Origin of the sequence: Bacillus sp. PS217 (assembly GCF_037963535.1) — a bacterium.
GTDB lineage: Bacteria > Bacillota > Bacilli > Bacillales > Bacillaceae > Bacillus > Bacillus subtilis.
On the sequence record NZ_CP150157.1, the window covers coordinates 3,820,804 to 3,833,905 of the forward strand.

Annotated in this window: 13 protein-coding genes; 3 read left to right on the forward strand and 10 right to left on the reverse strand. The window is 45.1% G+C overall.

What is annotated here, in order from left to right:
• Window positions 1–10: 10 nt before the first annotated feature.
• From NSQ83_RS19820 to NSQ83_RS19830, 3 genes are all read right to left on the reverse strand, one after another.
• Window positions 11–511, reverse strand: coding sequence for a YwgA family protein (locus NSQ83_RS19820; protein WP_003227524.1), 501 nt, complete (start codon window positions 509–511; stop codon window positions 11–13).
• 35 nt (window positions 512–546) lie between these two features.
• Window positions 547–1,848: an HD domain-containing protein gene (locus tag NSQ83_RS19825; RefSeq protein WP_327839234.1), complete on the reverse strand. Its 1,302-nt coding sequence runs from the start codon at window positions 1,846–1,848 to the stop codon at window positions 547–549.
• 161 nt (window positions 1,849–2,009) lie between these two features.
• Entirely contained in the window at window positions 2,010–2,234 is a 225-nt protein-coding gene (locus NSQ83_RS19830) for a DUF1450 domain-containing protein (RefSeq protein ID WP_003222050.1), read from the reverse strand.
• A gap of 214 nt (window positions 2,235–2,448) precedes the next feature.
• Between NSQ83_RS19830 and rsfA the strand changes: the two genes are divergently transcribed.
• Window positions 2,449–3,225 (forward strand): prespore-specific transcription regulator RsfA, encoded by a 777-nt coding sequence (rsfA, locus tag NSQ83_RS19835; RefSeq protein ID WP_003243464.1) that lies wholly within the window; start codon window positions 2,449–2,451, stop codon window positions 3,223–3,225.
• A 143-nt stretch (window positions 3,226–3,368) separates the two neighbouring features.
• On the opposite strand, the gene NSQ83_RS19840 is transcribed toward rsfA, so the two are convergent.
• The 4 genes from NSQ83_RS19840 to pta form a co-directional block, all read right to left on the reverse strand.
• Window positions 3,369–4,259, reverse strand: a complete 891-nt coding sequence (locus NSQ83_RS19840; protein ID WP_198878422.1) for a carboxylate/amino acid/amine transporter — start codon at window positions 4,257–4,259, stop codon at window positions 3,369–3,371.
• A gap of 167 nt (window positions 4,260–4,426) precedes the next feature.
• Window positions 4,427–5,272: an octanoyl-[GcvH]:protein N-octanoyltransferase gene (gene ywfL, locus NSQ83_RS19845; RefSeq protein WP_198878421.1), complete on the reverse strand. Its 846-nt coding sequence runs from the start codon at window positions 5,270–5,272 to the stop codon at window positions 4,427–4,429.
• A 48-nt stretch (window positions 5,273–5,320) separates the two neighbouring features.
• On the reverse strand, window positions 5,321–6,220 hold the full coding sequence (gene cysL / locus NSQ83_RS19850) for a cysJI operon transcriptional regulator CysL (RefSeq protein ID WP_003243173.1): 900 nt from the start codon (window positions 6,218–6,220) through the stop codon (window positions 5,321–5,323).
• A 145-nt stretch (window positions 6,221–6,365) separates the two neighbouring features.
• Window positions 6,366–7,337 carry a phosphate acetyltransferase gene (gene pta / locus NSQ83_RS19855; RefSeq protein WP_003235941.1) on the reverse strand — a complete coding sequence of 324 codons (972 nt, stop codon included), beginning with the start codon at window positions 7,335–7,337 and terminating at the stop codon, window positions 6,366–6,368.
• A gap of 269 nt (window positions 7,338–7,606) precedes the next feature.
• On the opposite strand from pta, the gene hemQ reads away from it, so the two are divergent.
• Window positions 7,607–8,371: a hydrogen peroxide-dependent heme synthase gene (gene hemQ, locus NSQ83_RS19860; RefSeq protein ID WP_003242896.1), complete on the forward strand. Its 765-nt coding sequence runs from the start codon at window positions 7,607–7,609 to the stop codon at window positions 8,369–8,371.
• A gap of 132 nt (window positions 8,372–8,503) precedes the next feature.
• Window positions 8,504–9,283, forward strand: a complete 780-nt coding sequence (bacG, locus tag NSQ83_RS19865) for an NADPH-dependent reductase BacG (protein ID WP_003244095.1) — start codon at window positions 8,504–8,506, stop codon at window positions 9,281–9,283.
• Between the two features lie 14 nt (window positions 9,284–9,297).
• Here bacG and bacF read toward each other — a convergent pair whose 3' ends face one another.
• From bacF to bacD, 3 genes are read right to left on the reverse strand one after another with little or no spacing between them, the layout of a single operon-like run.
• Complete coding sequence (bacF, locus tag NSQ83_RS19870; RefSeq protein WP_032722710.1) at window positions 9,298–10,497, reverse strand: transaminase BacF; 1,200 nt, start codon at window positions 10,495–10,497, stop codon at window positions 9,298–9,300.
• Window positions 10,498–11,682, reverse strand: coding sequence for a bacilysin exporter BacE (gene bacE, locus NSQ83_RS19875; RefSeq protein ID WP_019712823.1), 1,185 nt, complete (start codon window positions 11,680–11,682; stop codon window positions 10,498–10,500).
• On the reverse strand, window positions 11,679–13,097 hold the full coding sequence (gene bacD, locus NSQ83_RS19880) for an alanine--anticapsin ligase (RefSeq protein ID WP_038429808.1): 1,419 nt from the start codon (window positions 13,095–13,097) through the stop codon (window positions 11,679–11,681). Before bacD ends, bacE begins: the two co-directional genes overlap by 4 nt.
• Window positions 13,098–13,102: the final 5 nt, after the last annotated feature.

A 13,102-nucleotide genomic window follows, 5' to 3' on the forward strand; every position in this document is an offset into this window, starting at 1 on the left:
CTTGGTATGGTTAACAAATCTGCTTCAGTTCCTCTATGTATTGAAGCGCTTCGTCATATTCTTCATTTGTATATTTTTGCTTGCTTTTGATGGTAAAGACTTTTTCTTTCTTTTCCTCATCCTCAAGCCCGTCAAAGTAAAGGATCGTGGAAACCAGCTCTAAAAACCGTGATGAACGGCTGTTTACACTGTCGATATAGCCTTTCATATCCGGCATGTCCAGATCAGCATGGTCTAAAAATGCGGAGCCTGTCTCAGTCAGCGAATACCGGTATTGAAAGTAGCCGCCCTTTTTTTCCTTCACCTCATGCAGAAATCCAAGGTTGCACAGCTCTTCAATCTGGAGCGTCAGTTCCTCTGAATATGGTCCGTAAAAGTGAAAATCATATTTCTCATAGAAAGGAAACTGCATTTTCTTGGCGATATAAATCATTTTCTGCAGCTTCTTTCGCCCGATGATTTCTCCAGAATCCGAGAACACCTTCATCAGTTTTGCATGTTCTTTCAACAAATTCCCGACATCTCCTTTTTCCTTCTTTCCAATTTCTATGTCAGTCCCAGCAGCTGCCGGATTTTCATTTTCGCTTCCGGATGTTTAGTGCCGTCACAAATCAAGTCCTTTGGATAGTACAGCTTGTGGTCCGTCCGCCGTTTACCTGAGATGGATTCCACAATAGCCGACTGTCTGGACAGCTCTTTAATTTGGCCGTTTTGCGTCAAGAGATGGATCGGCAGACGCTCTTCTTCCTCTCCCGGCCGGTAAAAATCGTATGGCAGATCTGATGAAGAATCAACGACCAAATAATAGCTCGGATCGATTCCCGCCTCTTTGAACAATGAAGTCAGCTCAAAATAAGCCGACATTTCTTCATTCGGATTGAATTCAACGTATTGGAACAGCTGGCGGTTAATGAATCTGCGGCACAAGTCGGATAAAATCGTGTCTTCTTCATCCTCCCAGGCCTGGAAGTAATACAAAATAATAGATTCATCCAGCTTTACATAATCCTCCAGTGTCAATTTCCCTTCAAAAATAGAATAGAAATGAACCGGAGCGTGAGTGAAGATATAGCCTTCATCGTGCAGCTGCTTCGCCCTGTGAAGAATCTTCGTTAATATGACCTCTGCACTTCTGGTCACAGGATGGAAATAGACCTGCCAGTACATTTGGTAACGGCTCATGATATAGTCTTCGACAGCGTGCATTCCGCTTTCTTTAATGACGATCTGATCCTCGCGCGGCCGCATCACCCGAAGAATCCGCTCCATATCAAAATGGCCGTAGCTGACGCCCGTATAATATGCGTCGCGCTGGAGGTAATCCATGCGGTCTGCGTCAATCTGACTCGAAATCAGGCTGACCACTTGCTTGTTTTTATATGTTTTGGCAATGACTTCAGCAACATCCTGAGGGAAACCCGGGCTCACCTTTCTGAGCACCTGATTAACCTCCGTGTCTCCCAAAATGATACCTCTTGTAAAATCCTCGTGGTCAAGGTGAAAGACCTTTTCAAATGAATGCGAGAACGGCCCGTGCCCGAGGTCATGAAGCAGCGCCGCGGCCAAACAGAGTTCGCGCTCACTGTCATCCCATTCAGGGCGGCCTTTAAAGACGTCATCAACCATTCTTCTGACAATTTCATAGACACCGAGAGAATGGTTGAACCGGCTGTGCTCAGCCCCATGGAACGTCAAATAGGTCGTGCCGAGCTGCTTAATTCTGCGGAGACGCTGAAATTCACGGGTTCCGATTAAATCCCATATCAGCTTGTCCCGAACATGAACATAGCGGTGCACCGGATCTTTAAACACTTTTTCTTCTGATAATTTTCCATTTGGATACGCCATCGTCATTCCCTCTTTTTTTTAGCCGTGTTTCTATTATATCGACTCTATTCTTTGAAAACATCCTTGAATTTGCCCGGCGATTTGTTCCATCTTCATGAAAAACACATCTTGTGAAGCAAAAAAGCCTGACCTGAGGGCCGAGGCTAAGAAAAAATATGTTTTTACTTTTTTATTTTCTTTTTTACTTTGTCAATCAGCTCATCCTCTGTCGGAGCTGACAGCGGGCGATTGTTCACAAAAGCAAATGATTTTTTCCGTCCGGGCCCGCAATAAGATTGGCATCCTACCTCAACCTTTGCGTCCGGGTCCACTTCTTTCAAACGCGGCAGCAATGTTTTGATATTAGTGGCTTGGCAATCATCACACACTCGAAATTCATTAGCCATGACGTACGCTTCCCTTCATTTCTATGTTCATCTATGTGAATAACCTAAAATCACGTTTCAAAAAAAATCACATCACTCTTCATTTTACAAGGATTCGACTGTTCCTGCAAGCCGCTCCATCCTTCGTATCTCCTATTCTTTCAGCCAATTTGTATAAATATTTTCCAACCTGGACATTCTAATACCATGAAAAGAAAAATGGGAGTTGAGATAAATGACAAAACAGCGACAAGACGCTTGGTCAGAGGAAAACGATCTGCTTTTAGCCGAAACAGTGCTTCGGCATGTGAGGGAGGGCAGCACTCAGCTGAACGCCTTTGAAGAAGTCGGCGATAAATTAAACCGGACATCCGCAGCCTGCGGATTCAGATGGAACGCAGTGGTCCGCCATCAATATGAAAAAGCGCTTCAGCTTGCGAAGAAACAACGAAAACAGCGGATGAGAGCGCTCGGAAACGGGCAGCCCGCGAAAAAAAGATTATTATATCAGCCTCCTGCCGTTGATCCTGAAATCATTCAAGAAACCGCTGCAGAAGAGCCGGTTAAAACGGAAACACCATCTGTCGAAAATGAGCAACCTTTAATGTCTGGCGAACATATGCCTTTTGTTGATGAAAGCTTTAAGGAAGAGTTAGCTAGTCTATCACACTTATTGTCTCCTCAAACACCTGCAGCTGCGCCTGAGATGACGATGAATGATGTGATCCGCTTCCTGCAGAATTACGAAGGCAATCACGAGCAATCATCAGCATTAAAAATGGAAAACGAGCGTTTAAAGAAAGAAAATCAGGAATTGCAAAACAAAACAGAGCAGCTAGAGGCAGAAGTTCAAAAGCTTGAAAAAGACCAAAAAACGATCCAAGAAGATTATGAAACCTTGGTGAAAATTATGAACAGAGCCAGAAAGCTAGTTTTATTTGAAGAAGATGAACATGCCTCTCCGTCCTTCAAAATGGACCGGAACGGCAATTTAGAAAAATTAGCGGAATGACATAGAAAAATCCCAAAACGGGCAGCTGTTTTGGGATTTTCGCCATGTACAAAATCCTCTTTTCTATTGAGAAAAGAGAATTTCCTCATTTTGCAGCCGGATCAGCTATTCTTGTAAAATGAGGCCAAGCTTATGTGAATCTATTAAGACATGTGAGCTGCCTCGGCCGTTTTTTGTTTCCGAGGCGCAGCAGAAATGACCAAAAGCCCCAGCATCATAAGCGCAATGCCCAGCCACGAGAAAGGCGAAAGCATTTCCCCTATGAAAAACACGCCAAGCAATGAAGCCGTCAGCGGTTCCGCTAAAGACAGCGTGACCGCCGCCGAGGCCGGAACCCCGGTAAGCCCTTTCGCAAACAAAAAGTATGCGGCACATGTTGCAATTAACCCGATGTAAAGGCTTGTTCCCAGTCCTCTAGGGGTCCATATCCACGAGATATCTGACTGCCATAATAGCGGCGTCAGTAAGATGGCGCTGATCATGAATACAACGGCGGAGGTCGCTCGAGGAGGCTGGGTTTTCATCATCGCTTTACTGATGAGCGTATAGCCTGCAAAAGAAGCACCCGCTCCAAGCGCCATAAGAACACCAGCCACATCAATCCGAACATTGGAACTGTCGGAAAACAGAAGCCAGCAACCCGTTAAAGCCAGCACAGTCGCAATCCACCAAGAGTTTCGCGGGCGTTTCTTCAATACGGCCCATTCGAGGGTCCCGGCAATGATAGGCGCACTGCCGATGGCAATCACAGTTCCCACTGCAATTCCCGTTTCTTTAACCGCTGTGAAAAACAGCGGCTGGTAACACGCCATACAAACAGCGGCTAAAAATACGAGCGGCCATGACCAATTTTTCACGTGAAGCTCCCGGCTGATCCAAACCGCAAGCAGCATGGCGCTTCCTCCTATTAATAACCTGAACGCTCCAAATGCCAGTGGTGTGGCGCTTTCTGGAGCCAACGCCTGAACGGTTCCCGTAGTTCCCCAGAAAAAAGCCGCCATCAATACAAAAAGGCTGTAAATATTCCCCTTCATCTGCCTCTCCCCTTTAATATGGATGCTGATGTCATTTTATCGTTTTTCTTTTTGTCGTGGTTATCTGTATGTAAGAAGGATTTATCTGAAAATAAGATTATTGGGGTAAAATGCCGCTTGAGATAAAAAATGCATGCCGGCATATACAGCCGGCATGCGAAGAACGTTCACCCAAATACCTTTGCATTCCGCTCAGCCATCCGGACGAGGTTTTTCTCAAATTCCATTTCCTCATCAGTGGACAGTCCAGCTGAATAAAGATGAGTGGTTAACGCTTTTAATTCCGTCAATAAAGCGAACATTAAGTCTTGTACGGAGATGTCTTTTTGCAGAAGCTCACTTAAGGACGCCATCGTTTCCGGACGTATTTCCGGATAGACGCCTTTTTTATCGTTTTGTTTGTCTTTCAGCGCCGCTTGATAGAATCGTCTGATCAAGTCGGCCCTTTCACTGCCGCTTTTATCCGCACAGAGATAAATTTGAACAGCGACTCCGCCGCGAACGCGTCTCTGAGAGATGCCGGCGAACTTTTTGCCATTTATACTGAGGTCATAGCTGCCGGGACAATAAGACCCTTCAATTTCATAGGCTTCGATCTTTGCGTTATACGGTCTCAGCATTCGTCTCATCAGCTCGACCATCGCTTCATATCCTTTGTCTATATCGATGCCTTTCTTTTCGTCCTCGAATATGAGAGAGATATTTAAAACACCGTCATCCAATACGACGGCAAGACCGCCGGAATTGCGTACGATCACACGGTATCCTTCGCTCTCCAGCAAGGAGATGCCATCCTGCAAAAACGGGAGGCGTGTATCCTGTATTCCAAGGACAATTGTATCGTGGTGCACCCATGAGCGCGCTGTCGCCGGCGACACGCCTTTTCCGACGGACATGCACAGCGTATCATCCATTGCGAAGGATTGCTTCGCATCAAATAAAGGGCCGAGACTGGATTGGTCAATGACTCTCCATTTCGGCTGCATCAGTAAATCAATCGGTTGGTTTGCCATCTATGTAAAACCCTTTCATGTTAGGCTTATTGAACGAAAACTATTATATCATTTCAGCAGCTGTGATTGATAATTGCTTTTCAGCATCGTAATAAAAATTTCTTTATTTTTTGTATTCTCCATGAGAGGAGAATGAATGTAAGACAGCTTGCGCTTTAACGAGAAATTATTAATATGCAGAATTGAAATTTCGCGGTGGATCAAATCCTTACGCAGCACGCTTCTGGATAGAACCGAAAGTCCCATGCCGTTAATCACCGCTTCCTTTACACCTTGATTGCTGCTGATGGTAAACATTGATTTCGGCCGAAGTCCATTTGAACTGAGTACATGATCGAGATATTCTCTCGTCCCGGAGCCTTTCTCTCTTGTCACCCACGCTTCGTTCTGCAAATCGCTGATCGAAATCTCTTTCCGCCCGGCGAGCGGATGCTGATTTGGAGCGGCAATGCACATTTCATCCTCCATGAACGGTTCAATTTCCAGCTCATTCTCGTTTGTATGTCCTTCAATCAGCCCGATATCAGCCTGAAGCATACGCACACGCTCGCTGACCTCCTCTGTATTGCCAATCATGACATCGAGGTTCAGCTCTGGATACAGCTTTTGCAGCTGGGCCAATAGCGGCGGAAGAATATACTCACCAATTGTAAAGCTTGCAGCTATTTTCAATTCGCCCTTCACATAGTGATGATGCGCATAGATTTCAGCCTTGGCTTGTTCGTAGAGAAACACCATTTGCTTTGCTCTTTGATATAAAATGTCTCCTGTCGGCGTTGTCGTAAAGTGTTTTGGCGACCTGTTCAGAAGAGCCGTTTGAAATTCTTTCTCAAGATTTTTGATATGCAGACTGACGCTGGGCTGGGAGATCATCAGCTTTTCTGCCGCTTTTGTGAAGTTTTTTTCTTCTACCACCGCTATAAACGTTTTCAGCACGTCGTAATACAAAAACCCCACCCCTGTCATTAATGAAATATATGGTTATGATTAGTTTTCTTTATTGTACTCATATCATCCGTCTTGGTAAAGAAGGCTATACAGAAGCGCAAAAAAGGCAGCCCTCGGTCGAGAGCTGCCATCGTCTTCATTTTTATTACAGTGCTTGCGCCGCTGTAATTAATGCGAGATTGTAAACATCTTCAGCGTTACATCCTCTTGAAAGGTCGTTTACAGGCATATTTAAACCTTGCAGGATTGGTCCTACAGCTTCAAAGTTGCCCAAACGCTGAGCGATTTTATAGCCGATGTTTCCTGCTTCAAGGCTTGGGAATACGAATACGTTAGCGTCCCCTTTGATCTCGGAATCCGGCGCTTTTTTCTCAGCTACAGATGGAACAAATGCAGCATCAAATTGGAATTCGCCGTCAAGTGTCAGTTCAGGCGCTTTTTCTTTCGCGATTTTCACTGCATCCGCTACTTTTTCTGTTTCATCAGATTTTGCTGAGCCTTTTGTAGAGAAGCTGAGCATTGCCACGCGAGGCTCAATGTCGAACATTTTTGCCGTATTGGCACTTTCGATCGCAATCTCGGCAAGATCTTGGCTGTCAGGCGCAATGTTGATCGCGCAATCTGCGAATACGTATTGCTCTTCTCCGCGAGCCATGATGAACACGCCTGAAGTCTTTTTCACGCCTTCTTTTGTTTTGATGATTTGAAGAGCCGGGCGGACAGTGTCAGCTGTCGAGTGAGCAGCTCCGCTTACAAGTCCGTCTGCAAGGCCTTTATACACCAGCATTGTACCGAAGTAGTTCTCGTCTAATAACGCTTTGCGAGCCTGTTCTTCTGTCGCTTTGCCTTTGCGGCGTTCTACAAATGCTTGTACAAGGTCTTCCATGCCTTCATATGTATGAGGATCATAAATCTTAACGCCGTCCAGCGTAAGGTTCAATTCTTTTGCTTTTGCTTGGATCTCATTTTCATTGCCGATCACAATCGGATTCAGCACTTTGTTTCCTGCAAGCTTGCTGACCGCTTCTAAAATACGCTCGTCTAAGCCTTCAGGAAATACAATTTTAACGTCTTTTCCAGCTACTTTTTCTTGCACTGTTGAAAATAAATCTGCCACAATAAAACCTCCTCAAAAAGTTACAAAAACGCTTTCTTTTACTAGCATACTCTTCTTCCAATCAAATTCAAACAGCCAACTTTCATTATAGCGCTTTCATAAAAAAATCTTATTTTTCTAACTAATTTAAGTGACTCAATCTTCCCTTATAGGTTCTTCTATTTTGATGGAGTTATACGGAAGGGATGTTCAAGGTTTCTCCACAGTAGAATCGGATAAACTATGGTATAGTGAAGGCAATCATGAAAAGATAATGGGAGTGAAGATAAATGAGTGAACAGCAAATGACGAATGAAGCGGCAAAAACGCTTGACGGCTGGTATGCGCTTCATGATTTCCGCACAATGGATTGGGCTTCCTGGAAGCTGCTGTCCAGTGATGAGCGCCAATCTATCATACATGAATTCACCGGGTTGCTTGAAAAATGGGGCGTAGCCCAAAAAGAAGGAAAAGGATCGCAAACTCTTTACAGCATCGTCGGCCAAAAAGCTGATTTTATGCTGATGATCCTTCGTCCTACAATGGAAGAATTAAATCAAATTGAGCTTGAATTCAACAAATCAAGACTTGCTGAGTTCACCATTCCGGCATACTCCTACGTATCAGTGGTAGAGCTGAGCAACTACTTGGCAAGCGGTGACGGCGATCCTTATGAAAATCCGCATGTGCGCGCTCGCCTTTACCCTGAACTGCCGGAATCAAAATATGTATGCTTCTATCCAATGGATAAAAGAAGATCCGGCAATGACAACTGGTATATGCTTTCAATGGAGGAACGCAGAAACTTGATGAGAAGCCACGGTTTAATCGGCCGCAGCTATGCGGGCAAAGTCAAACAGATCATCACCGGCTCTGTCGGCTTTGACGATTACGAGTGGGGCGTTACATTATTCAGCGATGATGTCCTTCAATTCAAGAAGCTAGTGTACGAAATGCGTTTTGACGAAGTCAGCGCTCGCTATGGCGAATTTGGTTCATTCTTTGTCGGCAATCACCTTTCGCTTGATACACTTCCTCAATTCCTATATGTATAATATCCCCTCCCGCCCTATCCGGCGGGAGTTTTTCAATCCTCCTTTATCAGAATTTAAATAAAATTTGCTATTTTCTTCGTTTTTTCTTACGATGTAGATAATAATCCAATTTTTTCAAAGGGGTGCAGTTATTTGTCAAAACGAACCGCATTTGTTATGGGAGCCAGTCAAGGGATCGGGAAAGCAATCGCTCTGAAATTAGCAGACCAGCACTTTTCCCTCGTCATTAATTCGCGAAATTTGGATAATATTGAATCTGTCAAAGAAGACATTTTGGCCAAGCATCCTGAGGCGAGCGTCATTGTCCTTGCGGGCGATATGTCTGACCAGCATACGAGAGCAGGCATTTTTCAGAAAATCGAATCTCAATGCGGACGGCTTGATGTTCTGATTAATAATATCCCGGGCGGCGCGCCTGACACATTTGATAACTGCAATATAGAGGATATGACGGCCACGTTCACTCAAAAGACCGTTGCCTATATTGACGCAATCAAGCGTGCTTCCTCACTGATGAAACAAAACGAGTTTGGCAGAATCATCAACATTGTCGGAAATCTGTGGAAAGAACCCGGCGCCAACATGTTCACAAACAGTATGATGAATGCCGCTTTAATTAACGCCAGTAAAAATATTTCCATCCAGCTTGCTCCTCACAACATTACTGTCAACTGTCTGAATCCTGGTTTTATCGCTACAGACCGTTATCATCAATTTGTGGAAAATGTGATGAAAAAGAACAGCATATCCAAACAGAAAGCAGAAGAACAGATTGCTTCCGGGATTCCGATGAAACGGGTCGGATCAGCCGAAGAAACCGCAGCGCTCGCCGCATTTCTTGCCTCTGAGGAAGCCTCCTACATCACGGGGCAACAAATTTCCGCTGACGGCGGCAGCATGAAAAGCATATAAAAACATCCCGCTTTTTAGCGGGATGTTTCTTGTAATGACCCGAACGGCAGGTTCAGCTTTTGAATCCGCGTGACAAATTCCCGCAGATCCTCCTGCTTCGACACCATTGAGATTCTGACATGCCTTTTTCCGTTGCTTCCAAAAATTTCGCCCGGTGTGACTACGACATGGGCATGCTCCAGCAAATAATCGGAAAATTGGTGAGATGTCTCAAACGTATTCGGAATTTCAGCCCATACGTAAAAGGTTCCTTTTGGCTTTTCCATCTTCCAGCCCAGTTCCTTTTCACAAAGCGCCGTAAAAAAGTCAATTCGTTCCTTATAAATTCGTTTCAACGATTCCGTATGCTCCGGATCTCCAGAAAGCGCCGCACTCGCTGCCTGCTGCAGCCCGCCGAACATGCCGACAAATACATGATCCTGAAATTCATTGACGGCCTGAATGATCTTTTCGTTCCCAACCGCAAACGCCATTCTCCAGCCGGCCATGTTAAATGTTTTCGAAAATGAATAAAGCTCTGCTCCGACAATTTTGGCATCCTCTGCCTCAAGAAAGCTGGCCGGTTTTTGATCGAATTCAAACGCGCCGTATGCAAAATCATGAATCAAATGGATGTTATGCTCTTTCGCAAAAGCAGCAGCTCTTGCATAAAAAGCCGCATCAGCCACAGCTCCAGTGGGGTTGTTCGGATAGTTTAAAAACATAAGCTTCGCTTTTTCCAGCACGGCTGGATCAATCTTTTCAAAATCCGGCAGATAGCCATTTTCTTCATACAGCGGCATTTCGTAAAGCTCAGCTCGCGCCATCGTAATCCCTGATAAATATTCAGGGTAGCCTGGATTCGGGACTAAAGCGATGTCTCCCGGATTGAGCAGGCATTGTGTCAGCACATACAAACCGGCTTTCCCGCCTCCGAAAAGCGCGACCTCCGTTTCAGGATTGATTGTCACGCCGTATTCCCTTTTATAGAAAGCAGCGATCGCTTCCTTTAAAAAAGGATAGCCCCTGAAAGGGCCGTATCCATGAAACGAAGGATTCAGAGAAGCCTCCCGCAAAGCCTCCACAATATGCGGCGGAGTGGGAAGGTCAGGGTTCCCCTGTCCGAGATTAATGATATGGGCTCCCGTTTTTTCCATTTCCTTTACCTTTTGAAAAACGAGAGAAAACTCCTGCCTTGGAAGTGTCTTGATGACATCGGACGGTGTTATTTCCATCTAAAAGACTCCTTTTTGCTCCGTTTTGTTATCCCGTTCCAAAAACGATTTGTTGACGAGCTTCGTATGCAGAAACAAACCGCATACGATCACGACAATCAGCCCCATAATGACCGGAGCGCTTAGGATGTTAATGAACATTGAACCAATAGAAATGCATAATCCGATAGACGCTTCGGCCACTGAAAAAATGCGCCCTTGAATCTGGTTTGCCGCATTTTCCTGAACCTTCACTTTTGCAAGCACTTCACCGTATTCCATCGCGATGAAAAAGAGGATCGCCGCGATGACAGAAACAGCGAAAATCGGCGTGAATAAAAACAGCGCCAGCGAGACAATGGATAAAACGGTAAAGTACGTCAGGCCTCTATTGTTGTTAAAGCCCCATTTGCCGACAAGCGCCGCTCCGATAAAGCCGCCGAAGCCGATGCAGAACGTGAGAATAAAGTTGCCGATTTCCCCGTCACCCAGAAAGCGGCTGACAATCGGAAAATAGCTGTACACAACTCCCCACAGCAAAGCCATTGTAATCATCGTAAACATGGCGTTTAATACGAATGCATTGGTTTTGATTTCCTTGAGTCCTTCCTTAAAAGACTGAAAGGCCTCTTTTATGTTTTCAGATTGAATCGGCACAAATTGCAGCTTGATACGGCTGATGAAAAATGCCGAAACCAGGTATGTCACACCGTTAAAGGCAACAGCCAGCTCTACAGATCCGCCTAACAGAAAGAGCCCTCCGGCAGCCGCCCCGACGATAATGGAGATGGTTGTCGCTTTTGCAAATAACGTGTTGATGCTTTTAATATCTGATTCCAAGGACGACATGACAGCGAGACGGGCGGGATTAAAAAACACGCCGCTTCCATAAGAAATAAACAGCAGGGCCAGAAAAATCAGCGGATACTCGCCTTTTGGAAGAAATGTGAGCCCCAAAAAGATGATGCCTCTGATGATATCCGTCCACAGCATGATCTTAATTCTGTCTAACCGGTCGACCAGAACACCCAAAAACGGCTGAAACACCATCGGAATGCTTCTGACCACGATGACCCCGGACGTCACCCAATAATCGTGATAATATGTAGACAAAATGAGCAGGGCAGGGAGAACACAATAGTCTCCCATGAACGATAGCGCCTGCCCGTAAAGCAAGTATTTAGAGTTGGGTTTCAGCTGTTTCATACTGGCAGCACATACTTTGCCGTCAGCTTTGCATGCTGCTGAATTTGTCTGATTGATTCAGCCACATCCTGTGAATTACTGCCTTTCAGTTCAAATGCAGCAATGGAATTGAAAGCTTCAAACAATGTCAAATCAACTGAAGTGCCTGGTGCTGCGGCCGAAAAAGAAACGATTTCAGTATCCCCTTTTAAAAGCCCGTCCGGAATATCGATCGCTTCAATGACCAAATCCTCAGCGGTTTCTGGAATCTGGCCATTTTGTTTGAAATGCTGCGGGTACAAATGGCAGTCGGCGACATAGTAAGGCTCTTGATCCAATAATCCGTCCGGCAGATCGGCATCTTTTCCGAAACAGAGGACATCTAATAATAATTGCGCCATATCAAGGCCAAAGACCTTTTTAATATTGGGGATCATATTCCAGCCGGCGAATCTGGCTGCCGATTCAATTAAACCCGGTTCTCTGTTTTTCATTAGCTTGATCTCTGTATGTGTTGCGCAATTTTGCAGGCCAAGCCCTTCATTTGCCTTTTTGGCAGCTTCGACAATTTTCTTTTTTGCCTCTTCATCCAGAATGGACGGCGTAATGTGGGATGTCTCTGTAAACCCGATTTGCGGCGTTTTATCATGAATGGCGATCGGGAAATACTCACCGTCAGCCATGATGCCTTCTATACTGATATAGTCGGAGTACCCTTCTGTTTGATACCAGTCTCCGTACTCACCCTGTAAAAATTCTTCAGCGATAAACGGCGCTTCAAACGTAACCGCCTTTGGCACGTTAATTGATTTCAAATAGTCATTGACTCTGTTAAATTCATCTTCTGCCGTCTCAGTGTCCGTAATCAGCGTTACACCGATTGAACTCGCTAAGTATGTAGGCTTTAAGATAAGAGGTGTGCCGATCTCTTCAAGAGCAGCACGGAAATCTTCGAGAGTTGTGACTCGTTTGTTTTTGATCGATTTGACTCCGGCCTTATTAAAAGCGTCCCTCATTTTATTTTTATCTCTGGCATTTTCGGCTGCCTGCACGCCGGCACCTCTCAGGCCCAGACGTTCACAGGCTTTCGCCATCGGAGCAATGAATAATTCATTGTTTGTTGTGATGGCATCCGCCCCAAACATTTCGGCAACCTTGACGATTTGCTCGACGACCTCTTCCTCAGGCTTGTCATGATCCTCATGCGCCCAATAAATGGAATCAGGATGCTCAAAATCAGCTAAACTCTTAAAATAGTCTTTATCTTTTATGACCGCGACCGAGTATTTTTCAATCAATGCTGCATGGGAGGCTGTAATTGCAAAAGGTCTTGGAATAAAGCTGACCAGGTTATATTTTTCAGCAGCGCTTTTATAAAACATGTGCGGCGGGCAGCCTCCAAGATCAGCGATGACCAATACTGTTTTTCTCTCCATATGTA

Bases quoted from the DNA above. Each gene is read 5' to 3' on its own strand.
- rsfA (WP_003243464.1), top strand. From the start codon at position 2,449: ATGACAAAACAGCGACAAGACGCTTGGTCAGAGGAAAACGATCTGCTT.
- bacE (WP_019712823.1), bottom strand. From the start codon at position 11,682: ATGAAACAGCTGAAACCCAACTCTAAATACTTGCTTTACGGGCAGGCG.
- bacD (WP_038429808.1), bottom strand. From the start codon at position 13,097: ATGGAGAGAAAAACAGTATTGGTCATCGCTGATCTTGGAGGCTGCCCG.
- hemQ (WP_003242896.1), top strand. From the start codon at position 7,607: ATGAGTGAACAGCAAATGACGAATGAAGCGGCAAAAACGCTTGACGGC.
- NSQ83_RS19830 (WP_003222050.1), bottom strand. From the start codon at position 2,234: ATGGCTAATGAATTTCGAGTGTGTGATGATTGCCAAGCCACTAATATC.
- ywfL (WP_198878421.1), bottom strand. From the start codon at position 5,272: ATGGCAAACCAACCGATTGATTTACTGATGCAGCCGAAATGGAGAGTC.
- NSQ83_RS19825 (WP_327839234.1), bottom strand. From the start codon at position 1,848: ATGGCGTATCCAAATGGAAAATTATCAGAAGAAAAAGTGTTTAAAGAT.
- NSQ83_RS19840 (WP_198878422.1), bottom strand. From the start codon at position 4,259: ATGAAGGGGAATATTTACAGCCTTTTTGTATTGATGGCGGCTTTTTTC.
- bacF (WP_032722710.1), bottom strand. From the start codon at position 10,497: ATGGAAATAACACCGTCCGATGTCATCAAGACACTTCCAAGGCAGGAG.